The following is a 26178-nucleotide window of genomic DNA, read 5'->3' on the forward strand; positions in this document are numbered from 1 at the left end:
GTTAATGGAAAATAACAGTTTGATAACAGAGACATAAACCAAAAACTACCTATATCAGGGTCCACCTCCAAATGTGGCCTTCTTATGGCGCTAACACCCTCTTGCTGGAACGAACAATCACTCCAGCATTTCAAAAAACCCCAAACAGTTCCAGACGTTTTCGCGTTACCAAAACGGGTAGTGTATTATATAAGCATGAGTATGATAACGTCTCTCTATAGGAGGAATGTTCATGAATCCGGTCATTTTATTTGATGGTGAATGCAACTTTTGCGATTCGAGTGTCCAGTTCATTATAAAGCGGGATCCGCAGGGGCTTTTTCATTACGCTTCGCTTCAAAGTGAGGCGGGACAAGAGTTGCTGAAGAAGTATGATGTTCCTGCAGATATGGATAGCATGATCCTAATCGAAAGGGATAAGGCCTACTATAAATCGTCTGCAGCCTTGAGGATTTGCCGCCGCTTACAGGGGGCATGGAAATTGCTTTACGGCTTCATCATCGTTCCTAGCTTCATCCGGAACTTCGTTTATGATTTCATTGCCAGAAATCGTTACAAATGGTTCGGAAAGAAAGAAGAAAGCTGTATGCTGCCGGCGCCAAGTATCCGAAAACGTTTTTTATAAAAAAACAATGTATTTGTTGTATTAGAAATGGTCAACTTTTCTAGTATCAACAAAAAAAAGGACGATCAGCGATCATGACTTTTCGTCCTTTTCATTGTGTAAATGTAGAGTATCTCCATAAATGATTGGCCGTAGGGTGCGCCATCATTTCGAGCCCTTTATTTTCCGCTAGGTGCAGGGGTTCCCAGCTTTCGTCATCTGCCTCCTTTAGGTAGACTTCGTGATGCGGTGCCTGATCATGATAGCCGGCTATATTGATTTCGCCATTCCGGTAAAAGGTCCCGATCACTTTATAATCCACGGCTGGGGAAATGATGATTGGGTTGCCCACAGAGTGTGTCAGCTGAATTGTCGTTTTCTCATGATTGGATAATACGCGCTTCACTACAATGTCTTCATCCGAGGCCACTCCTTCCTCGAGAAAATCCCCATCATGGTTGTAGGCCTCACTTTTTCCGACTGCTTTGGAAAATTCAATCTCGGCTTCACTTTCCTTTTCGTGAATGTACACATCGACCCTAGTCCGGTAACGGGGTGATTCAGGATCAAACCCGCGGTTGTCTCCTTTAAAATAAGGAACCTTTGAGGCAAGATTGGGGTTTTTCAGCCACTCTTCCGGTAAAAAGGTGGCATAGCGCAGCTGCAAATTTCTTTTGTTTTTACCATCCACAACGTTTTCAACTGGCTGTAAAAGCTTTTTTACAGGTCCTATCTTTTTTGTATTCGTTATTTCCTCGATCGCTGCCTGTGCTTGGGATGAACCTTTTTTTACAGCTCCGACAATACTCGCTACAAGGGATTTCACTGCATAGGACTCCTGCTCTGAACGTGGAAGTGGCCGCTTAGCTTTAATGGTATATGTGTATTCCTGATCTTCACTAATACTCCGATCACTGAAGGAACATCCGTACACTTGTCCAATATCCACGCCGTTTCGGTAAATCGTATACTCTTTTATTCCTTTGATAGGCTCCCATTCCAGGCTGGCTTGGCCTTTTGCGACAATCGTGGTGAATACCAAATCCAAAAGGATATTATCTTCTTTTTTATTCTCGGCGGTCGTTGATGTCTGTATTTTCATCTTGTTCACTGGCTGTTCTTTTTCATTCAAGCTATCTATCGTGTACGTATAGATGGTTCCTGGAATCAGGCCCCGATCTGCAATCCTTGGCTCCGAGCCGCTGTAAATCTGCTTTTGCCCCCTAAATACCCGATAGAAACCACCTTCATCAGGCCAAATAAGCTTAATGGCATCTTCTTTCCGTTCGACCTTACACATCAATGAAGCCGTTTTGAATACCGCTTGATGCTTCCTCTTATTGGAAATGAGATAAGCGATTCCCGCAAGACCAAGAACAAGCAATGAATGCCTTGCAGTGAATGCAACTCCGCCTGCTTTTAAACGGGGGAATGAATAATGAGCGATCAACTTCTTCATCACCTCTTCCTTTTCTAGGTGTTATTTCTTTACCCACTTTAATCTCCAAACACACTTTGCAATGTGCTGTGAAGGTTATTCCCATGGGACACTTGCTGATGGCATAAAAAAAACGAGGGAATGGTTACTCCCTCGGTCATTTATAAGTTTCACTGGATTATATTTTAACGGCGGCTTTTTTCCCCGCCCTTGCGTCCTGCTTCTTCCCGGCTCATTTTTCCATTACTGGAACCGTCAGAGCTACCGTCACCATCTCGTTGATTGGCCCGTGCCTCTCCGCCCTTTTCGCCGATTTCCTGATAGAATTCCTTGCCATGACTGTCGGATGTTGCTTCTCCGCCTTTTTGGCCAATCTCTTGATAGAATTCCTTATCATGATTTTCGGATGTTGCTTCTCCGCCTTTTTGGCCAATCTCTTGATAGAATTCCTTATCATGATTTTTCGCTGTTGTTTCTCCACCTTTACGGCCCGCTTCTTCACGACTCATTTTATCATTGTTGTTAGTCATTAAAAATTCCTCCTTATTATTTGGATTTTTGATGAACTAGCTACAGTTTTATGTATACCCGATAGTTTTAATATAAAACTAGAATCTATTAAAACTTTTCCATTAAAAAGGAAAAGCATCATGAATGATATCACTCATGATGCTTCCCGCCTATCCTTAACCTGACTTGGGAATACCTTCTCGCAGGCGATCTGGCAGCTCCACAAGGGTTTCATTCAAAGTATCCAATTTCGTTTCAATCCTATGAAGCAAATAAAGGGTAACAATGATCGGGAACCCAATATCACTGACAAATGGCAGGATTTGATCCACTATTCATTCACCTCACTTCAAGTGTGTCTAACAAAGATGACCTTTCCATTCGTTAGATAAGTTCCACTTCCTCGACATTTCGTTCGACAAGGCGCGCCGCCTTCAAATCGACGAAATCCCCTGAAGATGTAACGAACACATTCCCCGCAATCATTTTTTCCATTGCCAGTTTAACCGTATTTACTTCGACCGGCTCCTTCGGGTTATCAACGGAAATCGTCGCTGACTTTCCTTCCTCGGTAACGAAAATCAATTCCAGTACTTTTGCCATATCAAATCACCTCCCCCCTCTTCCGCCATCTTTCCAAATACCTTTTAGCCAATCAATGAATACGTATCCACTCGGGTCACTTCACCCATTGGATGATTCTGCACACTTGTGATTGCAACAGCTGTCGAAAACAACTGATCCGCGGTCGCCTCGACCTTGATGTTCGAAAATGTCCTCCGCTTGAAAACGAGAGCCCCTTTTTCATTTAACCCCGTCTCAAAATCGATCCGCAACGTACTTGATACTGGAATCTGGTTTGCCATGCCACTCACCCCCTTTCACACTCTATATAAACTTTTACGCTATGAAAGTAGCATGGTCTTGAAATTTTTCAGGGAAACGAATAAAAAGCCGCCCATCATTTGGGCAGCTCTATATCAGTATTTATAAAATCCATATTTTTTACTGTTTTTCAGGAAAGCCTTTAAAACAAATTTTATTACCGAAATTTTAATTCTCTACTCGCCATTATCCATTGTCTTCTTCTCTCATTAAAAAATCTTTCTCAATTATTAGCGGTTTTTCTACAAAATTAATTCTTCTCATTATTTGTTGTATTACTCTCGGAAAAAAGTAAGCTCCAAAGAAAGCACAGATAAAAGCCTGTGACCAAGTTTTTAACCATGTAGATAAGAATATATGATCATAACCCCTATTTATTGAGACTAATATAAATGAAATAAAAAAGGACATACTAAAAGCCATTAAAAATGCATAAATAATATTTCTGTATTTAACGTTAATATTCATTATTTTTCTACTTCAACCCCTGATCTAATTATTTTAGGTACCTTGATATTTTTAATTAATTTAATAAGTAAAACATTAATCAATTATGCTTGATTTACGTTGTTCTGCAGGTCTGTTCCCAACTATATTTTATTTCTTCCATTTACATTAGTAAAACCAATTTTTATAATAGATCTATTAGAATTACTAATACAAAGGGGTTAGTGAGGTTGAATTTGTATTATGCTTTTATCAAAACCATAGAAACAGGCAGTTTTACAAAAGCTGCTGAAGAACTTGGCTATACTCAGTCTGCCATTAGCCAAATGGTGCATTCATTAGAGGAAGAACTTTCTACCACTCTTATTTTACGCTCTCGAAAGGGTATTACACTGACACCAGATGGCGAGGAATTTTTGCCATATATCAGGAAGATTTATAATTCACATAGGGAACTGACTGAAAAACATAAAGAGATGGAAGGACTGCAAAGTGGCCTTATTCGAATTGGCACCTTTTCCAGTGTTACATGTCATTGGATACCGGGATTGATCAAAGATTTTAAGGAACTTTACCCAACTGTTCATTTCGAATTACAACAAGGAAATTATACGGAAATCTCAAACTGGATTAAAGAAGGCAGCGTAGACTTTGGCTTTGTAAATTCAAATGTTACGGATCTAACTACGATTCCCTTGCAAGAAGATGAAATGCTGGCTGTAATGCCAGTAGATCATCCTTTAGCATCATCCACAAAAGTCTCATTGAAAGAATTGCTAAAAGACCCTTATATCCTGTTGGATGAGGGAGTTATAAATGAACCATTAATAATTTTTAAACAGTACAATTTTGAACCTGATACACAATACAGAGTATTTGATCCTTATGCGATTATGTCCATGATTGAACAGGAGCTTGGCATTTCGATTTTACCAAAACTGCTCTTAAATAAATGTCCCTATAATATTGTAACGAAGGCTATCTCTCCTTCTATTACTCGAACAATTACTTTGGCATACAAGGATAAAAGAGTATTGCCAATAGCAAGCAGGTATTTTATTGACTTTATTATTGAAAGGTATAGAAATGAAGCTTAGTAAAAAGTCTTTATTCCAAATATAAAGATGCGAGAGATCTTGGTTTCAAACGAACCTGCTCCGTTATTTGTATGAATACCGTACCTTACAGTCTTCTACACCCTAAAAAAACTCCCTTCTAAACTTAATGAAGGGAGTTTTAAATGTGCCTAAAATTAGAATTTACAATGCAGCGGAAGAGGCTCGGCTAATTGTCAGGTTGTACTATACCATCAATTGCAATGCTTTTTGCAAACTGCATTGCTTTACTGAATAAAACCTCTGAAAAACTTATACAACAACCCGCCACAGTTTGCTCCAGCATTATCCGTCCATTAGAATACTGTTTTTGCTTTTCATCTTATTTTTTCCTTTAATTTTTTTTTTATAACTTACATTTTTCAGGTGAAGATATTGCATTTGGCTTTAAATGGCACGTCACGTTCGCCTTTTCTGGGAAATAATAATCACGAAAGGATGTGGATGTTGATGTCATTAGAATGGTTTGACAGAGTTAGCGGGGAATTGCAGGATCATCTTCAATCAATTTGTGAGAAATACGACCGTAATGGCAGTATGATCGTGGAGCGCGGGTCGAAGCATCCACGGATCGAGTTTTATACAGAGCTGGATGACAATGAGAGGGATTATTTTTCCACGCTGTTTTTTGATCCGTATAATGAAGAATTTTATATGGAATCGTTTGAGCCGGATTTAGGTCAGATCAGTAAGGTCATCCTTGCAGACATTGAAGATATCGTCGATGCTGTCCACGAGAGCTTCCATAACTATTTGGAAGAGGATGATGCCGATTACGAATATGCTATGGATATGGATGATGATAATGATGATTTGTATGATCCAGACGGCGCAGATTCCGATATATACGAAATCGATGTAGATTGGGAAACGCCTGAAGTGACTGCCTATATCCAGGATAATGAAGTCGAGGTCACCTATCAATTCGGTATCGTGCAGGAAACAGGTGATGGTGTGCTTAAACGGATCAATCGGATTCGGACAGCGGATGATGATCTGATAAAGGATGAAACGAATTTCATTTTCAGCAAGGAAGAAGCAAGCACGATCATCGCCATGATAGCCAGTCATATGGATTCACTTAGTGAAATGGAATAAAAAAACAACAAAACCTTGTCCATGATCATCATGGACAAGGTTTTATCATATAAGAATCAGTTCATATACCTCTGATAATTGCGTGACCCGTTCCGAATCACTAGCTTCCTTTGCATGCTTAATTTCCTGAGGAAGAATATGGTTAAGGAAGCTAGATTCTTTACCGGAAAGCTTATTGACGAGTTCTTCTTCAGAATGAAAATGTCCGCTTTTGATTTTATTATAAATTTCCTGCGCTTCAGGATATTGGTCCGTATAGTTAGATATTATCTCACGTAAGTAACCAATCGTACGATCCATCATACCATCCCTCTCGAATGTTAGATTTTTTGCTTACATGCTATACCTTCCCCCATTTTTTGATGATAAATTCCTAAAAAAAAGATATCCAAATCAATGGATACCCTTTTCAGTCTACCTCCCAAAACAAATCATCCAATGTACGGGATAATGCTTTACAAATACCGACACACAAACTTAACGAGGGATTATATTTTCCGGATTCAATCAATCCTATCGTTTGCCTGGATACGCCGACAATCTTGGCTAGTTCATCTTGTGACAAGTCCTTTTCTACTCTCGCTAGCTTCAGTTTTATATTTTTCAAGGGAAGGCACCTACTATTTCTTATTATCTTATCTATTTTTCATGCCGATTTTCTTCGCAAGCAAGTATATACCACCAAAAAACAGAAGTAAAATCGGCAGATAGATCATAACGGATACAAACGCTACCAATACAAAATACCATACTCCCTGGGAACTGCTATCCGCATAGGATACAGCACTATTCACCCCCATGAATATAGCGATGATGAGTGCCAAAGCAATCGTACCAAAGACAGTCTTCCTGCTCATCGGTGTTTTGCTGGTGCGGTCATGCATCTCCACTTCATCCCAGAATACACCTAAGAAAATGGAACGGGCTAAGTAATACAACCCTCCTGCAACTATGATCACGAATTCCAGATATAACTCCCCGCTGCCTGCACCATATTTATATAGTTTGAAAAGTGCACTCACCAGGCAAATGGCCAAGACGACGTGATACATTTCTTTATAAATTTTATTTCGTACATTCTCAATCCGCTCATCCGTGATCTTTTTCGTTCGTTTAAATACATTCATCATCTATCGACCTCCATTAATTCCATCGCTTACCCTTATTATATGATTTATCTAACTTTTTGCAACATATATATTACATTTTATAATTTATAAATTACAAAACACAAAAAAAAGGAATCCATACATCAGTATGGATTCCTCACTAGCCTTATTTAGGGTTTTACTCGTAAGTTTTGGGGATTTACTCGTGAGTTTTGGAGTTTTACTCGTGAATTTCAAGGTTTTACTCGTGAAATCATGATTTTAATCATTCTATAAATTTGTTTATGAACTCAATAACAGATAGCAAATGTGTGCTTTTTTAATTTTGTTTAGCAATAGGGCCATTTAATTGAATAGGTGTTAATTATCGAGGTTATGAAGGAATGTACTTAAAGTAACAGGGCAGTATAGGTGAATCAAGGATAATTTATTGGGTTGCTAAGTGTCAAATGCGCTCCATCTCTACAATGGCAAACTTAATTATCTTGGTTTTTTATTTAAGAATTTCTTTTACCTTTTTTAAACTTTTCTCTTGTCTTGAAGTGAACTCCAAGGTTTAAAGTGATACATGTAATTGAAACGGAGGAAAGTAAATGGTAAAGAAGGCGAAAAACAAATCCATTGTTTTAGGTATTATTCTTATTAGTTATTTCGTTATTGTTTTAGATATATCTGTAGTAATTACTGCATTACCTAAAATTCAAGAATCACTTCACTTATCTCAAAGCAATCTAACTTGGGTTCAAAATACTTATACATTAATTTTTGGTGGTTTGTTACTGCTTGGTGGACGTGCCGGAGATATTTTCGGGCGTAGAAGAATGTTTATTCTTGGATTAATTATCTTTGGTTTGGGTTCACTATTAGTTGGTACAGCGCTGAATGCCGTTTGGTTAGTTATTGCACGTGCACTTCAAGGTGCTGGGGCGGCACTTCTTGCTCCATCTACCCTTGCATTATTGATGGATAACTTTGAGGAGGGTGAAGAACGTACGAAGGCTGTTTCTTATTATGGTGCAGTTGCTGGAATCGGTGCAAGTGCCGGTTTAGTTCTAGGTGGTATTTTTGCCAGTTGGTTATCTTGGCGTTACGCATTTTTCATTAATGTACCAATTAGTATCGTCATGTACATTCTAACGAAAAAGCATATCAAGGAATCTGCTACTATTGCAGGAAAATTCGATATAGCAGGGACAGCTACTTCTTTATTGGGCATTGTTGGACTTGTTTATGGAATTGTAACCTTAGAGGAACAATCAATGATTGCTCTCATTTCTATTGCCGCGGGAGGAATTTTACTTATTACTTTTGTATACACGCAAAAACGTGCAGATCAACCAATCATTCCACTCCGTCTATTTAAGAGTGGTGAACGTAATGGTGCGTACTTGGCACGCATGCTATTCTTGGGTGCCATGATGGCATTTTGGTTCTTTATAACTCAATTTTTACAATCTATCTATGGATTTTCACCATTACAAGCCGGTATAGGATTCTTTCCAATGACAGTCGCTAATTTTATTTCAGCTATGCTTGTTCCGCTCTTTACTCGAAGCTTTAACAACGGTCGTGTTCTACTATGCGGTCTAATAATTACAACGATCGGCATGTTCTGGTTAAGTTTTGTTTCCGGTAATAGTAGTTATATTGCTAGCGTTGCACTTCCAATGATTTTCATTGGTTTCGGGCAAGGTTTAACACTTAGTCCTTTAACTGCTGCTGGTATTGCTCATACTGAAGCTAGTGATGCTGGAGCTGCAAGTGGTGTCGTAAACGTAGCACACCAAGTTGGCGGATCACTTGGTCTTGCATTATTAGTAGCAATTTCAAGTCTAGCAGCCAGTAGTGGATTAGTAACTCAAGTAAATGTCGCATTAAAAGGCGGTAGTGTCATGCTGGTTTTAGCAATTATTCTTGTAGTTGCACTTATACTTCCAGTTATGAAGAAAGAAATAAAAAATTAAATATGTTCCCTTGCCTTAGAGTGAACTCCAAGGTTTATACTGAACTTCACTTAAAAGAAAGAAGGTAAAAAATATGGAATATGTGATATTAAATAATGTTGTAAAAATGCCACTTAACGGTTTTGGGGTTTTCCAAATCCCTGATCTTCAACAGGCGGAACAAAGTGTTCTTGCAGCAATTAAAGCTGGTTATCATTTGATTGATACAGCTGCAATTTATATGAACGAATCAGCTGTGGGTAATGCAATCAAGAAAAGCGGTGTACCTCGTGAAGAATTATTTGTCACTTCAAAACTTTGGGTAAATGACACAGGCTATGAAGCGACAAAAACAGCATTTGGAAAAACGCTTGAACTCATGCAGCTCGATTACCTTGATTTGTACTTAATCCACCAACCATATGGAGACATTTATGGCTCATGGCGCGCACTTGAAGAACTTTATAAAGAAGGAAAAATTCGTGCAATCGGTGTTAGTAACTTCCATACTGATCGTTTGGTTGATTTAATTCTTCATAATGAAATAACCCCACAAGTGAACCAAATTGAAGTGAATCCTTTCTTACAGCAAGAAGAAGCTTTAAAAGTCCACCAAGAATACAATGTAGCTGTACAAGCTTGGGCTCCGTTTGCAGAAGGAAAAAACGGTCTCTTCACAAATGAAGTGTTAATTGAAATAGGTAAAAAATATAACAAATCAGTCGCTCAAGTTGTCCTTCGCTGGCTAATCCAGCACGGAATTTCAGCTCTTGCTAAATCCGTTCATGAAGAACGTATCGCTCAAAATTACGATATTTGGGATTTTGAATTAAGCGAAAACGATATAAAGACAATTGCCACACTTGATACAAATAAAAGCAGCTTCTTCTCACACAGAGATCCAGTGATGGTAAAAGCACTTGGTTCAATGAAAGCAGAACGTTAAGAATTGGAGGAAAATAAAATGATAGAACATAACAAAGTAGTCGTTATTACAGGGGCATCCTCAGGTATTGGCGAAGCAACTGCAAAATTATTAACAAAACGCGGAGACAAAGTTGTTCTCGGTGCTCGTCGTGAAGAACGTCTTCAAAAATTGGCAGACGAAATCAAAGCTGAAGGTGGCGAAGTAATTTACGCCAGCACTGACGTAACAAAACGCAGTGACGTTGAAGCTCTCGCGAAACTTGCGGTAGATACTTTTGGACGAATCGACGTTTGGTTAAACAACGCTGGTCTTATGCCCCATTCAACATTCGATAAACTTCATGTGGACGAATGGGAACGAATGGTCGACGTAAATATTAAAGGTGTCCTTTACGGAATCGCAGCTGGTCTTCCAGTAATGCGTGAACAAAAATCTGGTCACTTCATTAATGTTTCTTCTGTTGCCGGTCACCAGACTCACCCAGGTGGTGGTGTATACAGTGGTACGAAATACGCAGTACGTGCGATTTCTGAAGCACTTCGTCAAGAAGAAGCTCAGGCAGGAAGCAATATCCGTGTGACAATTCTTTCACCAGGTGCCGTAGCAACGGAATTACCTAACACAATTACCGATACAGACCTTAAAGGCGGTATCGATTCACTTTACAGTGCAGTGGCCATTCCAGCTGAACGTATTGCTGAAACAGTAGCGTTTGTAATGGATACTCCTGAAGACACTGCAATGAATGAAATCATTATTCGTCCAACTATCCAATTACCTTAATAAAAAACATAAAAAGGTGGATTTTACATGAACATCAAGGTTGTAAGTGAAAAAACTGGTGTGTCTGCTGATACGATTCGTTATTACGAACGTATCGGCTTAATACCACCAGTAAAAAGAGATAAGAACGGTGTACGTAATTTAGACGATGAGGACATCCGTTGGATCGAATTTTCCCGTCATATGCGTGAAGCAGGGGTATCCATTGAAGCACTAATTGAGTACATTGAGTTGTTCAAAAATGGTGACGATGCTAATATCCCAGCTCGTGTAGGAATTTTATGTGACGAACGTGACGAGATGCAAAAACGTATTGATATAATGCAAAGTGCACTCGATCGTTTGAATTATAAGATTGATAACTATGAAAGTCATGTTGTTCCAGCTGAAAAAGGACTTCGTGAATTTGATGAATGATAGTTGCACACGAAAAATTATTTTCGATGCTTCAACTTTATGCGAAACGGAGTGAAGGATAAATGAAAGTTTTGATTTTAGGTGCAGCTGGTCAAGTTTCTCGTATGTTAACTGAACTCTTGCTAAATGAATCAGATACAAAAATCACTTTATATGCGAGACACGCAAATTCTCGTTTAAAAGCAGCTAGTGAACGAGTAAAAATTATCGATGGTGACTTTCATGATAAATCTAAACTTGTCGAAGCAATGTCTGGAGTAGATGTTGTTTATTTAAATGATATGCGTGACGCTCAAGCAACACAATCTATTGTTTCCGCAATGGATGAAGCTGGTGTAAAACGCCTCATTGGTGCAACAGTTTTAGGTATTTATGATGAAGTCATTGGTGCATTTGGTCGCTGGAATGATGCAATGGTTGGATCCAGTGCACCATTATACAAATCTGCAGCCAATGTAGTCGAAGATTCAGAGCTTGATTACACACTACTACGTTTAACTTGGCTTTACGACCAAGAAGGTAATGAAGAATATGAACTGACAGTAAAAGGTGAACCATTTATTGGTGCACAGGTTACACGTCAGGCTGTAGCTCGTTTGATTATGGATTTACTTGCTGATAACACGAAATATATTTGCAAAAGTTTAGGAGTCAGCGAACCAGATACTGATTTGGAAAAACCGTCGTTCTATTAGTTTGTATTCAAAAAAGGGAAATTCTTTATAACAGAAAAGGTTACAGCTTGATATGACCAGCAAGGTAAATTGGTCCAAAATGTAGCTTTAGAATAAAGATTGAATATAAATCCCCTTCCATTAACAGCAAATACAAAAACTCCATTTTTTAAAAATGGAGTTACTCTCTTTTTATCTACATATGAATTTTAAGGCCTATCATCATGCTTTTCAATTACCCTTCATTAAGATGATAGCAAAGTTGAACAACGCCAGAGGAAAATCTTTTTGTATCAACCAGTTTTAGATTCAATCTCTCCTTCATGTCAATAAACAAAGGTTTTCCTTCCCCTAAAACAACAGGGTGAACAGATAACCTAAATTCATCAACCAGCCCAAATCTTATAAAAGTTGTAATAAGACTTGCCCCGCCATAAAGCCAGATGTCTTTACCAGGCTTTTTCTTTAATTTATTTACTTCTTCAACAATATTATCATTTATGATTGTTACTTTATCATCAGTGCTTTTTTTTGTTTTGGAAAACATGAATTTTTCTTTGCCATGAACTAAATTCCACATTTCTTTTTCAGTATCAGATACCTCATTTTCTGGAGTATATTGTCCCCATAAATCATAGCTTTTTCTCCCATAAAAAATAGTATCAATTTGATTTAAGAAATCAATGAACCCCATTTCAGAGTCCATAATGCACCAGTCCACATCCCCTTTCGGCCCTTCAATAAATCCATCTAAAGTAACTGCTAAATCTAAAACTATTCTTCTTGGTCTTTCGTTAATGGCCATACTTTTAGCTCCTTTTGTTCTATAGAAATTCCCTGGTTGATAAAATCATAAGGTTTCGGCCGCTCAACGAGACAATTGCGCCTGACCGATTCAGGACAAATCGTGTACCAGCAAAGCCAAAAGCTTTCGTGCATTATCCGAATTGAACGTACTCTTGGATGACCTCAGGGACATTACAACAGGCGCATTGTGAAAATAGGCATCCCTATTGTCCCCGGAAATCCCCATGAATCTCGCTGCTTTTCACATTTCATCAGAAGTTACTTCAGTTACGTTAGTTTTATCTTACAGTTTCTATCATAGTATTAAAAGATTGAATCAAAAACTAAGGAGACTCGCGATGAAAGCAATGGTATGCACAAAATACGGTTCACCCGATGTACTGGAACTCAAAGAGGTAGCAAAACCAACGCCCAAGGACAACGAAATTCTGGTAAAGGTCCACGCGGCAACAGTGGCTTCAGGGGACATAAGAGTCCGGAGCTTCAAGAGCCCCTTCTTGTTATGGCTGCCGATGCGAATCTTCCTGGGTCTTAGAAAACCGCGAAAATCGATACTCGGAGTGGAGCTGGCCGGGGAAATAGAGGAAACGGGCAGGGATGTGAAAAAATTCAAAAAAGGCGACCAGGTTTTTGCCATGACTGGAATGAACTTCGGGGCTCATGCCGAATACACATGCTTACCTGAAGACGGACCAATCGCAATGAAGCCTGCCAATATGACCTACGAGGAAGCCGCCGCCGTTTCTTTTGGGGGAACGACAGCTCTGCATTTTTTCAGAAAAGCCAATATCCAGGACGGACAAAAAGTCCTCATCTACGGTGCATCCGGTTCAGTAGGGACTTCAGCCGTGCAGCTAGCCAAATACTTTGGAACAGAAGTTACCGGAGTATGCAGTGCCGCTAATTTTGAATTAGTTAAATCATTGGGAGCAGATAAAGTAATTGATTATACAGAAGAGGATTTCACTGAAAGACAAGAGCGATATGACATCATCTTTGATGCAGTCGGGAAAAGCTCGAAAGCCAATTGCAAGAAAGTACTCACCCCGAACGGGCGATACGTGTCCGTTGAGGGACAAGGAATAGCGAAGATACTTACTGAAGATTTACTACTCCTTAAGGAGCTTATCGAAACTGGAACATTAAAATCGGTCATTGATAAACGCTACCCGCTTGAACAGATTCCCGAGGCTCATAGATATGTAGAACTAGGACATAAAAAGGGAAATGTAGTGATAACCTTGGTTGATCATGATAAATCCTGACAGCGCTTTGCACACCGCCGCTTTTTGTGAACTTTTGTAACCCATGTTTCATTTTGCTGATAATTGAAAAACCAACCCTCATACTCCTATGGATTTTTCCGTAGGAGTTTTAGCATTTAATCACAAATTAGAATTAACACTATCTAGGTATTTTTAACTATAAATCTCTTTTATTTTTAATTGTTTTAATATATCATGGTAAACATAACCTTAGTTTCCATGTAAAAATAAAAATTGTGATAGGATATGATGGTAAAATATGGACAAGTTATCCAATAGCGTAGAATTTGAATATGAGTTTACAACTGATAGAAACTCTATTCCCTTTGATTTAAGAACTTCTCCTGCCGTTGCATTAAGGGTTGAGGGGATACTTACAATTAAAATAAATAATGATATATATTTCCAAGCAGATATTGCATTGTTAGAATTTTATCTCTATTTACTAAAATGGGTACAAACAAACAAAAAAGGTAGAGTCGTACAAGAATTCAAATATTATTCTCTGGAATTCGATGAAGATGAAGCAATAATTTCTTTGCTTCCTTTTGGAAATAGAGCAAGACTAGCATCAATTTGGGAAGTGAATAAATTATACAATGTTTTTGAATTAAGCTATATAGTACAAAAGCTAACCCAACTTACAACCAGGCTTGGGAAATATACTGAAAATCATTATGATATTCAAATGAATACTTTCATAGGGAAAGTACCTTTAAAAGGTTAACTATTTTAATAAAGAATTAGAATCTTATTCGCCATCTATCCCTATATTGTTCGGAATGAGACCATTCCGCCCCTCTCCAAACTATAGCCAAATTAGAGGAATAGTCAGTTTGCACATAGTTTTTTTATTTAAAAAACATACCAGTTGATTGGAGCGGAAGGTACGAGACTCCTGCGGGAAAAACGTGTCCAAGGGAGACCCCGCAGGCGAGCGCCGAGGAGGCTCCCGGACCGCCCGCGGAAAGCGAGTGCCCTACGTTCCAATCAACGATCAGATTTACACCCCTCAAAAAAAAACATCAAGAAAACCATAGTCTTGTTTTAAAGTTATAGTTCCGGATGAGACACTCCGCATCCTCTATGACTTGGCCTTTAAATTATACTATTCAAACACATAATGATTGTGTCCATGCCTCCACTAAAACCCCATTTACCTTTTAAGAAATTAGCGATTTTAACGAACTACGCCTCTTTAAACACGAACATTAAATTATATTTATATTTTAATGTTCACTTTCCCATTGATTATCTATCATTAGTTTGTTATATTAGCAAAGTAATAATCGTAATTTACTCGTATATGCTCGGAAATTTGGTCTGAGCGTTTCTACCTGGTTCCCAGTGAAAGAACTAGACTACGAGTTAAAGTATTCGGCTGCCCGCTTTTCTTGAGCAGCTAATGATTTAGCTAATCATTTTGCTTAATCATCTTTACTTTGACTATCGTAGGTCTAGAAGGCAGTAATCATTCTGCCGTTCTGGACCTTTTTCTTTGACCGCAACTGCGAGTGTATCAAACAATCGAATAAATATGTTTTAAGGAGAAATTATATGAGAAAAAACATGTTCAAAAAGTACACTATATTAGGAATCATTACATTACTTTTCGTGTCGGTGATTGCAGCATGCAGTTCTGCTTCCAAAAATGAAACGGTAGAAAAAAAGACTCAAAGGCCTATCATGATCCAAGGTCCAATGCCAATCGAAGCTGAAAATTTCGCGAAAAGATTAAAAAATGTTAAAGAAGAAAAATCAGGGGATTTTGTATTTTACATTGGAACGTTAGACAATTATCCTGTAATCGTTGCAAAAACAGGTAAAGGGATGGAAAACACAGCTGCCGCTACAGCATTGGCCATTGAAAGATATAACCCTATTGCCATCATCAATCAAGGAACATCAGGCGGACATGATCCAAGCTTAAACGTTTTTGATATTGTTTTAGGAAAAAGAACGGTAAACCTAGGTTCATTAAAAACGGCTGATAAAGCTGAAAACCAAGGAATTGATCCAACCATATGGAAACCGATGGACCTAATGGCTTCTGAAGGAAGTGCAGGAGAAGATCCTAACGCTGAAAAACCACGCTTCTACGAGGGAGATAAGGATTTACTCGCAGCTGCTCATGCAGTTAAAGATACTTACACAAAAGGTAAGGTTGTCGATGGCACTATCGGTTCTGCAGACGTTTGGAATAATGAAGTGGATCGGATTAAGTGGTTCCATACGAAATATGGTACATCTGTTGAAGAAATGGAAGGAGCTTCGGCAGCACAAATCGCCAAAGCTTACGATGTTCCCTTCTTAGGTATACGAGTACTATCCAATAATAAAACGAACGGCGGTAAATATAACCCTAATACAGCAGCAGCCAATCAAGAATATGTTTATGAAGTAGTCAAAAAATATATCTCTACGATGCCAAGCAAATAAGATCGGGCTCGGAGCATATAAAAGAATGAGAATCTTTTTGGTCAACTATCCCTATTATGAAATAAAAGAAGAGCACATATTATATGTGCTCTTCTTTTATTCGCGTGGGCTGTGCCCAAATGTACCGGACTATTTTCCACATCAGAAATACTGTCTTCTGATAGGATACTAACCATTCCCATCATTCATGGTGGATTGAACAACTGTTTGTTGATTCTTCCTCCTTGCAAAATGTTAAGCTGAGGCTATTCAATGTGTAAAGTCTAGCGGTAAAAATGAATAAATCGCTGTAGTTATTTTCTACGTACTCTTCAATGATGCCCATCCCTTTTCTGAATCTATCAACTAATAAATGCGTGTAGTTTTCATCCCAGGTAAACCGATTGATTCGTTTAAGTTCATCTGCCAAAACCTGAAACTTAAACTCCTCAACTAGAAGTTTCAATTGATACAATTTATCTCTATTTAAACAAAAGCAATTGTTTTCATTTTCATGATTTTCCCGGACGAATGTAATGAAACCATTTATATTCTTAGCTAACATATTCGCAATTTGCATCTCGAAGTTCATTTCTAACATCTCCTCAATGTCTAAAAATCTATATGAAGAGTGTATGTTTTGAAATGATATTTTAACACCAGCAATTCTTTTTTAGAGATAGCTTTCCTTATTTCGCCTGCGCATTTCCTACTATGATAGATTTATAAAATCCGCCTTGATTAACTTCCCCACAAAAAAATGCCCCCCTTTCTTTCCAAGGGGACAATCTCACTTTTTCGTTATCACATCGAATCCAGAACCAAAGATATAAGCAGGCCGGCTGCGGTGAATATCCCCGTAATCGGTCCTCCGTCTTCATATGCTTCAGGCATCATCGTTGAGGCGATCATGGCGATGATTCCACCGCCTGCAAAGGCTGCCATCGCTGCCAGGACATAGTCCGGGGCATGATCGAGGAATAGATAGCCCGACATCGAGGAAAGTGCCGAAATGAGCAGAACGGAAAACCACAGCAGCATGATTTTCTTCTTGGAATAATCACTTTTGAGCAGACCAGTTGTACTTGAGAGCCCCTCCGGAATATTACTGATGAAGATGGCAATGACCAATAACCAGCTTACCGAGCCACCGCTTATTAAGCTTGCGCCAATCATGATCGACTCCGGTATGGCATCCATAACCGTCCCGATAAAAATGGCTAAGCCCGCTTCCTTCGAAGAGCTATTATTGGACCGTTTCCTTTTATCCGCACCTTTTTTGGAAATAAGAAAATCCAAGGCAGTAAACACGGCCGCCCCTGCGATGAATCCGATTGCCGTCGCCCAGATTCCTCCATCACTCACCGAATCAGCAAGCAGCTCATATGCCGCTGCACCAATCAATACACCCGTACCAAAAGCCATAATATAGCCAATGATGTTTTTCTTTATCGGAATGAAGATGGCGGCTAGTGCGCCAAGCAGGACAGCAGAACCGGAAACCCCTCCCCAAAAGACCGCATTCCACATAGAATTCCCCCATTTCCTTTTATAGGATAGTGTACCCGGGTTGATGTTGGGGTAAACAAGGGGCCGCTTTTTACAAATTCCAGCAAAAAAAGCAGTTATATTTCCTGCCGTAGTAGAAGTATGAAAAGAATAGTAGAGTCTTTCCGATTATGGTGCATCGCTGCCTTATATGACTGATATTTGCGGTTTTCCTTCTTCTCTTTCACTAACCTTTTCAATTTTATCGACAAACATTTGGAAAACCTTTCTCTTTTCTTCTAGCTCTTTTATAGACTCTTTCAATTCGTTCAATTTTTGTTCAAAAGGTTTATGATAGAGCTCGCGGATGTTTCGAATAATTTCATCATTTATAGTGGATTGTACAACTTGCTTGGTAATATTGAATTTATAGGAATAAACCTGAAGGTCACGCTTAACTTCTTCATACTCTTTTTCTATCCCATTTAACACATCACTAATTTCTTCATTCCATTCTACTAAAGCCTTTTTCACATGTTCCTCCACCTTTATTCCCCCTCTTTAACTAACAAAAAAATCTTCTCCATAAAATCTTATTTTATCAAAAGTTCATTTCGGTTTCTTTTCGGCTTAGTTACTTAATATATTAGTTTCATTAAAATCAGTTAACAGATAAAAGCGAGTTACGAAACACTTTTTAAAAATCACATAGAATGTAACATGACAACTATAACCTATGGAGGTGTTCAGTCTGATTCATACAGTTAAACCCGGTGAAACACTGACACAGATATCTAGGGACTATCGGAAACCGCTATCGGCAATCATCAATGCTAACCCGACAATAAATCCAAATGTCATTTATCCTGGTCAACCCATTATGATCCCTGGTTTTCCCCCTCCTGATACCATTCCATTTCAGATCGATGTGTCCGTTAACAATCGTAAGCTAAGGCTGCTAAAAAATGGAGTACTGCAAAAACAATATCCAATCGCTGTTGGAAGAATGCTATTCGGTACACCAGTAGGACAATTCATCATCATTAATAAAGCCCCCAACCCCGGAGGCCCATTTGGTACAATGTGGATGAGTCTATCCAAGGAGCACTACGGCATTCATGGAACGAACGATCCCAGCTCAATTGGTAAAGCCGTCTCTAAAGGCTGTATTCGCATGCATAATCGGGACGTGGAGGAATTATCAAGGATTGTTCCAATCGGGACACCGGTTACAATTCATCCTTAATGTGTTTAGGGAAACCTGGACACTTTTTTTCATTCAAAAAAAGGCAGGGATTTCCCCTGCCAGTAAAATATTATCGTTCTATCAATCAATTCATATTTATCGGCCAATAATAAAACACTAGTGTAACCATGATAATCATGACGCCGCTGATCATTAAATAGGCTGGATATCTGCGGGTGATGGCCATTTCTTTTTGCTCGTTTATTTCAATGGGGGTTTGAAGGATATTTGCTTGAAACTCCCTTTCTTCGATGGTGATCGTTCCATACTTGGAGCCAATGATAAGTGCGCCTATGCTTAAGATTAAACCGATAATTACAGGATTAAAGTATACAGGAAGGCTAATTCCGAACATGCTAAGGCTTTCCCCGAGTATCACTCCAAAGAATCCGAATACGATGCTCCAAAAGGCTCCTTCTTTCGTTACCTTCTTTGAAAATACGCTTGAAATGGCAATCGGTCCCCATGATGCGGCAAATAATGTAGCCGCAAAGTAGCCGATCCACATGACGGCAGGCGGCTGGAATAATCCAATCAATAGAATGATCAAGCTGATCACGACCATGGAAATGCGGCTGGCCCGTAATAGATGTTGATCTGTATATTCCTTTTTCCGTGATTGTTCCATGATATCCCGTGTTATGCTGCTTCCTATTATTTGCAGGAAGCTCGAACAGGAAGATAGTGCCGCAGCCATGATGCCGCTAACGATGATGACACCAAGCCATTTCGGGACTATATTCATCGCTGCCCAAATGAATACCTTTTCCGTCGGGGCGATATCCGCTTTAATGGTCGGTATTGTCGAGATGCTTATATGGAGAAACAAATAGACGGTCAAAATGGATATGGTTGCCCATACGCCGGCCCGGATGGCTACGTGTTCATTCCTAGCCATTAAATACCGGCTGCTTTGCCATGGACTCACTGCAATGACAATGCCCCAGACCAAGCCCATGATGACTGCCCAGGCCAATGCTTCCCATGGAGTTCCCATCGTTGCGGCCGGTCCGGTAATGCCATGCCAGCTTAATAAATCAGGCCGTTCGGCCAGGTTTGCCGCTTTAGTAACGGCATCAGGAAACCCGCCTGCAGATTTGATAATATAAGGAAAACTAAGATACGTCGCGATCGAGAATAAAAAGAACATCACCGTATCATTCACCATGACTCCTTTAGCTCCTGAGAGAATGGTAAAGGATGAATACACGACCCACATGATCACCAAGGCCATTGGATAGGAAACACCCGAAACCTCGGCCAATAAAACGGCTGCCCCTTGAGTAACGGCAACCAAGTATGCAGAGATTCCGAGAATCGTCGTGATGGCAGCTGCCAGTCTTACTTTCTTCGAATGAAAGCGATTACCAAAAAATTCAGGAACCGTCAATGATTTGCTTCTTCTTAAATACCTGCCAAACAGGAATACTCCGAATATATAGCCGCTTGCATTAAATATAACGAGGATAAGCAGCAGGATCGGGTATCCTTCATAGGAAAATCCCGCTTCTCCCATGAAGGATACGGTGCTTAGGAAAGAAGCAACAAGCGTACCAGTTATCATCAAGGTGTTTCCGCTTCGTCCAGAAACATAATACTCCTCTGAGCTTTTCACTTTCCTGAATAAGAAAATGCCGATTGAGACATAAACACAAAAGGATATGATAATACCAAGCAGAAAGGCCACTTACATCCCCACCTTTTCAATCGGATCTTTTGCTTTTATTTCTTCTTGGCTCTTTTTCATTTTCACTAGGAAAACCTTCGTGATCCACCCCATAACAATTAAGGAACCCCCATAGCTTAAAGAGAAAATCAACTCACCCATTTCTTGACCCCCTTATCAAAATAGAAATAATCAATAATTAAATATGCAATATCCATACCATATTTTTGAATATTCAGATTTTAATAGAGGTTAATTTATTATTAATCGTCCTGATAGCTAAATTGGTATTTGCCCAGTTTGCGCATGATCGTCGTTTGGCTGACCTCCAGGGCCTTGGCCATTTTTCTGGTTGATTTATATGTAGAAAGGGCCTGTGACAATAATTGCTTTTCCGTTTCCTCTAACGCTTTTTTCAAGGGAATGATTCCTGTTAAATTAACTAGCGCCGTGTCTTTGTAGGTTAAACCGGAAGGCAAATCCTCTATCGTTACGATAGGTTTTCTAGCCGTCACGACAATTTGTTCAATTACATTTTCCAATTCCCGAACATTACCCGGGTAATCCTGCAGCTGCAGAATTAGCTTGGAATGATCATCGATCGTGATTGACTGACCGTATTTTTCATTGAATTTCTTCAGAAAATAATCGGTTAATAATAAGATATCTTCCTTCCGCTCACGCAGCTGTGGTATTTCCATTGGAACGACATGCAACCGATAATATAGATCTTCGCGAAACTGATTATTCTTGATCATTTGCTTCAAGTCTTTATTCGTAGCGGAGATAATGCGGATATTCACCTTTTTCTCCTTCGTTCCTCCCACCTTCATGAATGTTCTGTCCTGAACCAGATGCAGGATTTTCACTTGAATGTCGAGCGGCATTTCCCCGATTTCATCAAGAAACAACGTGCCACCATCAGCACTCTCAACAAGCCCTTGTTTCCCGTGCTTATTGGCTCCCGTGAATGCACCGCTTTCGTAACCGAACAGCTCGGACTCTATTAATGCGGATGGAATCGCGCCGCAATTAACTTGAATGAATTTCTTATCCTTTCTACTGCTAAGATCATGAATGACCCTTGCTAACACCCCTTTTCCGACTCCGGTTTCTCCATGAATGAAGATCGAAGAATCCATCGGGGCCACCTTTTCAGCTAATTCGAAAACCTTTAACATCTTATCAGAATTTGTAATGAAGTTATTAAACGAAACGGTTCTCGAATTCTCATGCTGGGCCCGCTGATTCCTAAGATTCACTCTGTTCAATTGACTCTTCATCTCAACCAATTCCGTAATATCCCTGGAATTCGAAACGATTCTATATAAGTTCCCCTCCTCATCAAAAATCGGCTTCGCTGTGCTGAATACCGTCAACCCATGCGGATAGGTTTGCTCCGCTGAATGGATCGCTTTCGTTTTCATCGTTTCTAATGTAACCGAATTGACGATCAGCCCTTTTTCAACTAACTCTTTAACGTTCTTATTAATAAAGGCCTCCGGCGGCAGCCCTGTAAGCTTCTTACATGCTTCACTCACGAATAACGTATCACCGTTAGCATCCGTCACGAAAATTTCATCATAGCTGGAATGCAGGATTTGCGTGAGCTCTTTTACCTTCCTTCTTGTCACCTCCAGCTCTTCATTTAGTGATTTATTTAGACTTAGTAAGCTCTTAATCTTCTTTTTAAGCAGTATTTCCCTGACTTCATAGATCGGATAGCATCTATATTGGTTATCATTATGTTGAATCACAAAATCATAGGTGCTCAGATCCTCTTCACTTAGCCTATCTAAATTCTCCACAACGACAAAAGATGTATTAAGATATGCCGTAATCTCCTGATTTTCCCCCTCACTATCTAATCTCTTCAAAAAGAAACCTTCCTCTAAAATGCCGAGGATCTCCAAGTGATTTTTCATGACAATAAAAGGAGAGGAATTGATTTTCAGTAAGGATTTCACATCCAAAATAGAAATATCGGAAAATACAATTAGTGATTCTTTTTTTACTTCCGTATCCACACAATCACCCCATATTTTGATTTCGAACCGATTTTGTTACACTTTTGGGTGCGCAAAAAAATAAGTGACCCTTTTTCATTAGCAACGAATGTCCATCTATCAACCAATATAATGCTGAACCTATAATGAATCACCACTTTCCAAAAAAGGTTCAGTTATTATATATAAAATACTCGATTCATGAGCCATACCCTCTTTATAAAAGTAAAAAAACTATTTTCATCCAGATTCCCGGAACGGCATGGTTATTGCATATTGAACCTATATAGAGATTGGTAGAGGGCGATTGGTGCCTCTATACTCTCATTCTATCTAAAATTAGGGAGTGGTCATGATCATGGCTCAATTCAAGAATCTGTTTACCCATTTAACGATCGGTTCCACTGAATTAAAAAACCGGATCTTAAGTACAGCACATCAAACAAATCATGTCACGGACGGAATCCCCACTTCGGATATGGTGGCCTATCATGAAGCCCGCGCTAAAGGTGGCGTCGGATTGATCATCCTTGAAGCGGCATCCGTACATCCATCGGGCATGCTTACGTCCAAAACGATTGCAGGATATGACCAAAGAATTGTCGATGCCTACAAGGAGCTTTCCGAAACGCTCCATAAATATGGAACGAAGGTTTTCTCGCAGCTATTTCATGGCGGAAGGGAAGTTGTTTCGAGTGACTATCGAAATGCAGCATGGGCGCCATCAGCCGTTCCCAGCCTGCGCTTCGGCGTCATGCCAAAGCCAATGAGTTTAGAGGATATTGAAGGAGTGATTGAAGGATTCGCCCATTCAGCACAGCTGGCAAAGGAGGGCGGACTTGATGGAGTGGAAATTTGCTGTTCACACGGATATCTTCCTGCCCAGTTTTGGTCACTAAATACAAATAAGCGCACCGATCTCTATGGCGGGTCATTTGAAAATCGGATGCGATTCATCGTGGAAATATTGGAGAAAGTATGGGAAAGAGTCGGGGAAGACTTTACTGTTGGCATTCGCATGAGCTCAGATGAACTGACGATGGACGGGACAACGATGAAGGATTCCGTGCAAATCGTCGAATATCTCGCGGAAAAAGTCCGATTGGATTTCATTAATGTCACAGCCGGAGATTCAAGTACCTTCGAGGGATCAACACATATCGTGCCGCCATCACCGATAAAGCACGCTTATCTATCTCCACATGGATTCAAAATCAGGATGGCAGGAGCCGTACCGGTCTTTGTCGGTAATAGAATCGTCGACCCCGTTGAAGCGGAGCAGATCGTATCAACTGGAAAAGCCGATGTCGTAGGAATGACAAGGGCCTTAATCGTCGATCCTGACATGCCCAACAAAGCAAAAAGTGGCGACCTGCAAGCAATCGATGCATGTATAGGCTGTTTACAAGCCTGTATCGGTCACTATCATAAAGGACTGCCAATCGGCTGTGTCCAAAACCCAACAACAGGTAAAGAAGCATGGATATTACCGGAATTAAATAAAACGAGAAACAAACAGAATGTTCTGGTGATTGGAGCCGGACCTGGCGGATTACAGGCCGCCATAACAGCGGACTACCTCGGTCACTCCGTTACATTGATCGACCAAAGCAAATCAATCGGTGGCCTGCTTCGCACCATGCGCAAAGCACCCATGCGACATGAACTCGCAGAATCGATGCTCGATAACTACTCCCGGAAATTAATGAGAAGCAATATAAATGTGCAATTAGGCAAAACGGCCACCGCCCAAGAAATATCCGAATCGAAACCGGATGCCATTATCTGTGCCACCGGCTCCCGGCCCTATACACCAGCCATCGAAGGAATCGATGACCCACGGATCATCATGAGTGATGACCTTTTCAGCTCAACTAAAAAAGTTGGGGAAAACGTATTAGTATTCGACTTTGGCGGCGACTGGCCCGGCATGGAAGCAGCCATTTATCTAGCCGAAAAAGGCCACCACGTCACACTCATATCATCACGACTGCACATCGGTGAAACCGTCCACCAATATCTAAGGAATGAATACCTAAAAAAACTATACAACCTAAACGTCACACTCCTACCCCATTACGATATCGGGGCAATCAAAGAAGATCACGTCATCATCCGGAATCTATTCACCCAACAAAAAGAAGAACTAACCAATTGGGACTCCATCGTCCTCTCCCTTGGCCGCATTCCCAACACAGAGCTATTTGAAGAAATGAAAGGCCATGCTCCCGTTGTGAAGCAGATAGGGGATTGCCTTGGACCGCGTACGATAGAGGAAGCTACGCATGAGGGGATGATGAGTGCTATTAGTTTATAGGGAAAAGAGACATTCCTTGGGGGGATGTCTCTTTTTCTTATAGCTTCCAACTGCCGCTGACCTCTACCTACATAACATCCATTTTTTGCATCGTTTAATTTAAATATCAAGACATCTAAACCCTTTGCTCCTAATGGATTGATAGTTTTACTCCAACTTAATAGGCAACTTATAAATAGCTAGTTCATAATTGAGGCTTACATATTCTTGCATTTACCAGGCACTAATCTCTAATAGAAATTTGTAAACCTGAAGCATTAGTAATGTTCACTTCTTTTATGTAATGTGCCGCTTTATTTCCTTTCTTTCTAAGTCTATATAAATTCAAATAAATATCTTCTTTAACTGCACTATGACGATATAATATATATATTCACTCTAAGTGCTTGAGCGGATAGATATCCTCAATCCCTCCTTCTAAGCTAATAATCTTTACCAAATGTTCACTATTAAACAAGCCTGTATCAATGATGCTAGAGGTGATCCTACAACTGATTTTCAATACAGAAAAAACAGAACAATAACTCATTTGAAAATTGTCCAACGAACTCAAATAAAGAATGATTATGTATACCATGCCCCCTAATTACTTACTATCCTGCCTCTTCCTGTATATTGTCTTAATTTGTTTAAGAGCATCCCTTGAATTAAATGAAAATGTTCATTAAATACCATTATTAATTAAAAGTGTGTTTTTATTGTACATAAAAAAGGTGAAATATAGGATACTGTGGAATTAATAAAAGTTAGGATAATAACTTGGAGGGATTTAAAATGAGATTATTTACTTTTTTTGGGAAGATAAGAAAGTTTGATGAAGAAGAAGCAACTTATACGTCCGGTATAATGGTTTCTGAAAGTGAGCTATCTTTAGAAGAAGATATAGAAGCCCTAAGACAAGACTTGATAAAATCATATAAAGAACAGGGGTATGAGATTAGTAAAGATATGGCGATAAAGGAAGTTACAGTAGAAGGATATGAAATAACATTAAGGAAGCTGGCACAATAAAAA

Annotated in this window: 30 protein-coding genes and 1 riboswitch; of the genes, 14 read left to right on the top strand and 16 right to left on the bottom strand. The window is 39.5% G+C overall.

The genetic code is table 11. The features are described from left to right. The first annotated feature begins 232 nt into the window (after positions 1-232). The gene (locus NYE63_RS22550) at positions 233-625 is read left to right on the top strand and encodes a thiol-disulfide oxidoreductase DCC family protein (RefSeq protein WP_342602788.1); all 393 of its coding nucleotides are present in this window, start codon (positions 233-235) and stop codon (positions 623-625) included. 91 nt (positions 626-716) lie between these two features. On the opposite strand, the gene NYE63_RS22555 is transcribed toward NYE63_RS22550, so the two are convergent. The 6 genes from NYE63_RS22555 to NYE63_RS22580 form a co-directional block, all read right to left on the bottom strand. Continuing rightward, positions 717-2063, bottom strand: a complete 1347-nt coding sequence (locus tag NYE63_RS22555; RefSeq protein WP_342602789.1) for a DUF3238 domain-containing protein — start codon at positions 2061-2063, stop codon at positions 717-719. 164 nt (positions 2064-2227) lie between these two features. Continuing rightward, positions 2228-2572 (bottom strand): general stress protein, encoded by a 345-nt coding sequence (locus NYE63_RS22560; protein WP_342602790.1) that lies wholly within the window; start codon positions 2570-2572, stop codon positions 2228-2230. Positions 2573-2728: 156 nt separating this feature from the next. Continuing rightward, on the bottom strand, positions 2729-2884 hold the full coding sequence (locus tag NYE63_RS22565; protein WP_057913045.1) for a YvrJ family protein: 156 nt from the start codon (positions 2882-2884) through the stop codon (positions 2729-2731). A gap of 52 nt (positions 2885-2936) precedes the next feature. Then, positions 2937-3155, bottom strand: coding sequence for a DUF2922 domain-containing protein (locus NYE63_RS22570; protein ID WP_063235182.1), 219 nt, complete (start codon positions 3153-3155; stop codon positions 2937-2939). Between the two features lie 44 nt (positions 3156-3199). Further along, a complete protein-coding gene (locus tag NYE63_RS22575; protein ID WP_063235183.1) occupies positions 3200-3418 on the bottom strand; it encodes a DUF1659 domain-containing protein in 219 nt (72 codons plus the stop codon). 205 nt (positions 3419-3623) lie between these two features. Continuing rightward, positions 3624-3905, bottom strand: coding sequence for a DUF2798 domain-containing protein (locus NYE63_RS22580; protein ID WP_063235184.1), 282 nt, complete (start codon positions 3903-3905; stop codon positions 3624-3626). Between the two features lie 209 nt (positions 3906-4114). Between NYE63_RS22580 and NYE63_RS22585 the strand changes: the two genes are divergently transcribed. Both NYE63_RS22585 and NYE63_RS22590 read left to right on the top strand, forming a co-directional pair. Further along, positions 4115-4981 carry a LysR family transcriptional regulator gene (locus NYE63_RS22585; RefSeq protein ID WP_342602791.1) on the top strand — a complete coding sequence of 289 codons (867 nt, stop codon included), beginning with the start codon at positions 4115-4117 and terminating at the stop codon, positions 4979-4981. Positions 4982-5449: 468 nt separating this feature from the next. Beyond that, complete coding sequence (locus NYE63_RS22590; RefSeq protein WP_342602792.1) at positions 5450-6097, top strand: hypothetical protein; 648 nt, start codon at positions 5450-5452, stop codon at positions 6095-6097. A gap of 45 nt (positions 6098-6142) precedes the next feature. Here NYE63_RS22590 and NYE63_RS22595 read toward each other — a convergent pair whose 3' ends face one another. From NYE63_RS22595 to NYE63_RS22605, 3 genes are all read right to left on the bottom strand, one after another. After that, complete coding sequence (locus tag NYE63_RS22595) at positions 6143-6400, bottom strand: sigma-G-dependent sporulation-specific acid-soluble spore protein CsgA (protein WP_342602793.1); 258 nt, start codon at positions 6398-6400, stop codon at positions 6143-6145. A 106-nt stretch (positions 6401-6506) separates the two neighbouring features. After that, positions 6507-6704, bottom strand: coding sequence for a helix-turn-helix transcriptional regulator (locus NYE63_RS22600; RefSeq protein WP_342602794.1), 198 nt, complete (start codon positions 6702-6704; stop codon positions 6507-6509). A gap of 28 nt (positions 6705-6732) precedes the next feature. Continuing rightward, complete coding sequence (locus tag NYE63_RS22605; protein WP_342602795.1) at positions 6733-7227, bottom strand: DUF6773 family protein; 495 nt, start codon at positions 7225-7227, stop codon at positions 6733-6735. Positions 7228-7799: 572 nt separating this feature from the next. On the opposite strand from NYE63_RS22605, the gene NYE63_RS22610 reads away from it, so the two are divergent. From NYE63_RS22610 to NYE63_RS22630, 5 genes are all read left to right on the top strand, one after another. After that, positions 7800-9170: an MFS transporter gene (locus tag NYE63_RS22610; RefSeq protein ID WP_342602796.1), complete on the top strand. Its 1371-nt coding sequence runs from the start codon at positions 7800-7802 to the stop codon at positions 9168-9170. A 73-nt stretch (positions 9171-9243) separates the two neighbouring features. After that, positions 9244-10095, top strand: a complete 852-nt coding sequence (locus tag NYE63_RS22615) for an aldo/keto reductase (protein WP_342602797.1) — start codon at positions 9244-9246, stop codon at positions 10093-10095. Positions 10096-10113: 18 nt separating this feature from the next. After that, positions 10114-10860 carry an SDR family oxidoreductase gene (locus NYE63_RS22620; RefSeq protein ID WP_342602798.1) on the top strand — a complete coding sequence of 249 codons (747 nt, stop codon included), beginning with the start codon at positions 10114-10116 and terminating at the stop codon, positions 10858-10860. Between the two features lie 27 nt (positions 10861-10887). After that, complete coding sequence (locus tag NYE63_RS22625) at positions 10888-11277, top strand: MerR family transcriptional regulator (protein WP_342602799.1); 390 nt, start codon at positions 10888-10890, stop codon at positions 11275-11277. A gap of 62 nt (positions 11278-11339) precedes the next feature. Next, positions 11340-11972 carry an NAD(P)H-binding protein gene (locus NYE63_RS22630; RefSeq protein ID WP_342602800.1) on the top strand — a complete coding sequence of 211 codons (633 nt, stop codon included), beginning with the start codon at positions 11340-11342 and terminating at the stop codon, positions 11970-11972. A gap of 214 nt (positions 11973-12186) precedes the next feature. Here the strand turns inward: NYE63_RS22630 and NYE63_RS22635 are convergent, their stop codons facing one another. Continuing rightward, positions 12187-12756: a dihydrofolate reductase family protein gene (locus tag NYE63_RS22635; protein WP_342602801.1), complete on the bottom strand. Its 570-nt coding sequence runs from the start codon at positions 12754-12756 to the stop codon at positions 12187-12189. A gap of 340 nt (positions 12757-13096) precedes the next feature. Between NYE63_RS22635 and NYE63_RS22640 the strand changes: the two genes are divergently transcribed. The 3 genes from NYE63_RS22640 to NYE63_RS22650 all read left to right on the top strand — a co-directional run bounded on the left by NYE63_RS22640 (position 13097) and on the right by NYE63_RS22650 (position 16462). Next, positions 13097-14023 carry an NAD(P)-dependent alcohol dehydrogenase gene (locus tag NYE63_RS22640; protein ID WP_342602802.1) on the top strand — a complete coding sequence of 309 codons (927 nt, stop codon included), beginning with the start codon at positions 13097-13099 and terminating at the stop codon, positions 14021-14023. A 259-nt stretch (positions 14024-14282) separates the two neighbouring features. Beyond that, entirely contained in the window at positions 14283-14750 is a 468-nt protein-coding gene (locus NYE63_RS22645) for a hypothetical protein (protein WP_342602803.1), read from the top strand. A 553-nt stretch (positions 14751-15303) separates the two neighbouring features. After that, a riboswitch (purine riboswitch) is annotated at positions 15304-15407 on the top strand. Positions 15408-15580: 173 nt separating this feature from the next. Continuing rightward, positions 15581-16462 (top strand): 5'-methylthioadenosine/S-adenosylhomocysteine nucleosidase, encoded by an 882-nt coding sequence (locus NYE63_RS22650; RefSeq protein ID WP_283898345.1) that lies wholly within the window; start codon positions 15581-15583, stop codon positions 16460-16462. A 181-nt stretch (positions 16463-16643) separates the two neighbouring features. Here the strand turns inward: NYE63_RS22650 and NYE63_RS22655 are convergent, their stop codons facing one another. The 3 genes from NYE63_RS22655 to NYE63_RS22665 all read right to left on the bottom strand — a co-directional run bounded on the left by NYE63_RS22655 (position 16644) and on the right by NYE63_RS22665 (position 18475). After that, positions 16644-17033 carry a hypothetical protein gene (locus NYE63_RS22655; protein ID WP_342602804.1) on the bottom strand — a complete coding sequence of 130 codons (390 nt, stop codon included), beginning with the start codon at positions 17031-17033 and terminating at the stop codon, positions 16644-16646. Between the two features lie 212 nt (positions 17034-17245). Beyond that, the gene (locus tag NYE63_RS22660) at positions 17246-17971 is read right to left on the bottom strand and encodes a ZIP family metal transporter (RefSeq protein WP_207438902.1); all 726 of its coding nucleotides are present in this window, start codon (positions 17969-17971) and stop codon (positions 17246-17248) included. 165 nt (positions 17972-18136) lie between these two features. After that, positions 18137-18475 (bottom strand): hypothetical protein, encoded by a 339-nt coding sequence (locus tag NYE63_RS22665; protein ID WP_057276953.1) that lies wholly within the window; start codon positions 18473-18475, stop codon positions 18137-18139. Positions 18476-18680: 205 nt separating this feature from the next. Here NYE63_RS22665 and NYE63_RS22670 point away from each other — a divergent pair, with 205 nt between their 5' ends. Beyond that, positions 18681-19175 carry a L,D-transpeptidase family protein gene (locus tag NYE63_RS22670; protein WP_342605853.1) on the top strand — a complete coding sequence of 165 codons (495 nt, stop codon included), beginning with the start codon at positions 18681-18683 and terminating at the stop codon, positions 19173-19175. 85 nt (positions 19176-19260) lie between these two features. Here the strand turns inward: NYE63_RS22670 and NYE63_RS22675 are convergent, their stop codons facing one another. From NYE63_RS22675 to NYE63_RS22685, 3 genes are all read right to left on the bottom strand, one after another. Further along, complete coding sequence (locus NYE63_RS22675; RefSeq protein ID WP_342602805.1) at positions 19261-20862, bottom strand: sodium:solute symporter family protein; 1602 nt, start codon at positions 20860-20862, stop codon at positions 19261-19263. Beyond that, entirely contained in the window at positions 20863-21003 is a 141-nt protein-coding gene (locus NYE63_RS22680; RefSeq protein ID WP_179085980.1) for a hypothetical protein, read from the bottom strand. It lies immediately after the preceding gene. 101 nt (positions 21004-21104) lie between these two features. Then, entirely contained in the window at positions 21105-22868 is a 1764-nt protein-coding gene (locus tag NYE63_RS22685) for a sigma 54-interacting transcriptional regulator (RefSeq protein ID WP_342602806.1), read from the bottom strand. A 337-nt stretch (positions 22869-23205) separates the two neighbouring features. On the opposite strand from NYE63_RS22685, the gene NYE63_RS22690 reads away from it, so the two are divergent. Together NYE63_RS22690 and NYE63_RS22695 are read left to right on the top strand one after the other, a co-directional pair. Beyond that, positions 23206-25164, top strand: coding sequence for an FAD-dependent oxidoreductase (locus tag NYE63_RS22690; protein WP_342602807.1), 1959 nt, complete (start codon positions 23206-23208; stop codon positions 25162-25164). A 774-nt stretch (positions 25165-25938) separates the two neighbouring features. Continuing rightward, a complete protein-coding gene (locus tag NYE63_RS22695; RefSeq protein ID WP_342602808.1) occupies positions 25939-26175 on the top strand; it encodes a hypothetical protein in 237 nt (78 codons plus the stop codon). Positions 26176-26178: the final 3 nt, after the last annotated feature.

Origin of the sequence: Peribacillus sp. FSL E2-0159 (genome assembly GCF_038643155.1) — a bacterium.
Lineage (GTDB): Bacteria > Bacillota > Bacilli > Bacillales > DSM-1321 > Peribacillus > Peribacillus simplex.

Coding starts and splice junctions, on each gene's coding strand:
- NYE63_RS22550 (WP_342602788.1), top strand. CDS start 233: ATGAATCCGGTCATTTTATTTGATGGTGAATGCAACTTTTGCGATTCG.
- NYE63_RS22555 (WP_342602789.1), bottom strand. CDS start 2,063: ATGAAGAAGTTGATCGCTCATTATTCATTCCCCCGTTTAAAAGCAGGC.
- NYE63_RS22560 (WP_342602790.1), bottom strand. CDS start 2,572: ATGACTAACAACAATGATAAAATGAGTCGTGAAGAAGCGGGCCGTAAA.
- NYE63_RS22570 (WP_063235182.1), bottom strand. CDS start 3,155: ATGGCAAAAGTACTGGAATTGATTTTCGTTACCGAGGAAGGAAAGTCA.
- NYE63_RS22575 (WP_063235183.1), bottom strand. CDS start 3,418: ATGGCAAACCAGATTCCAGTATCAAGTACGTTGCGGATCGATTTTGAG.
- NYE63_RS22580 (WP_063235184.1), bottom strand. CDS start 3,905: ATGAATATTAACGTTAAATACAGAAATATTATTTATGCATTTTTAATG.
- NYE63_RS22590 (WP_342602792.1), top strand. CDS start 5,450: ATGTCATTAGAATGGTTTGACAGAGTTAGCGGGGAATTGCAGGATCAT.
- NYE63_RS22595 (WP_342602793.1), bottom strand. CDS start 6,400: ATGATGGATCGTACGATTGGTTACTTACGTGAGATAATATCTAACTAT.
- NYE63_RS22605 (WP_342602795.1), bottom strand. CDS start 7,227: ATGATGAATGTATTTAAACGAACGAAAAAGATCACGGATGAGCGGATT.
- NYE63_RS22610 (WP_342602796.1), top strand. CDS start 7,800: ATGGTAAAGAAGGCGAAAAACAAATCCATTGTTTTAGGTATTATTCTT.
- NYE63_RS22615 (WP_342602797.1), top strand. CDS start 9,244: ATGGAATATGTGATATTAAATAATGTTGTAAAAATGCCACTTAACGGT.
- NYE63_RS22620 (WP_342602798.1), top strand. CDS start 10,114: ATGATAGAACATAACAAAGTAGTCGTTATTACAGGGGCATCCTCAGGT.
- NYE63_RS22625 (WP_342602799.1), top strand. CDS start 10,888: ATGAACATCAAGGTTGTAAGTGAAAAAACTGGTGTGTCTGCTGATACG.
- NYE63_RS22630 (WP_342602800.1), top strand. CDS start 11,340: ATGAAAGTTTTGATTTTAGGTGCAGCTGGTCAAGTTTCTCGTATGTTA.
- NYE63_RS22635 (WP_342602801.1), bottom strand. CDS start 12,756: ATGGCCATTAACGAAAGACCAAGAAGAATAGTTTTAGATTTAGCAGTT.
- NYE63_RS22640 (WP_342602802.1), top strand. CDS start 13,097: ATGAAAGCAATGGTATGCACAAAATACGGTTCACCCGATGTACTGGAA.
- NYE63_RS22645 (WP_342602803.1), top strand. CDS start 14,283: ATGGACAAGTTATCCAATAGCGTAGAATTTGAATATGAGTTTACAACT.
- NYE63_RS22650 (WP_283898345.1), top strand. CDS start 15,581: ATGAGAAAAAACATGTTCAAAAAGTACACTATATTAGGAATCATTACA.
- NYE63_RS22655 (WP_342602804.1), bottom strand. CDS start 17,033: ATGAACTTCGAGATGCAAATTGCGAATATGTTAGCTAAGAATATAAAT.
- NYE63_RS22660 (WP_207438902.1), bottom strand. CDS start 17,971: ATGTGGAATGCGGTCTTTTGGGGAGGGGTTTCCGGTTCTGCTGTCCTG.
- NYE63_RS22680 (WP_179085980.1), bottom strand. CDS start 21,003: ATGGGTGAGTTGATTTTCTCTTTAAGCTATGGGGGTTCCTTAATTGTT.
- NYE63_RS22690 (WP_342602807.1), top strand. CDS start 23,206: ATGGCTCAATTCAAGAATCTGTTTACCCATTTAACGATCGGTTCCACT.
- NYE63_RS22695 (WP_342602808.1), top strand. CDS start 25,939: ATGAGATTATTTACTTTTTTTGGGAAGATAAGAAAGTTTGATGAAGAA.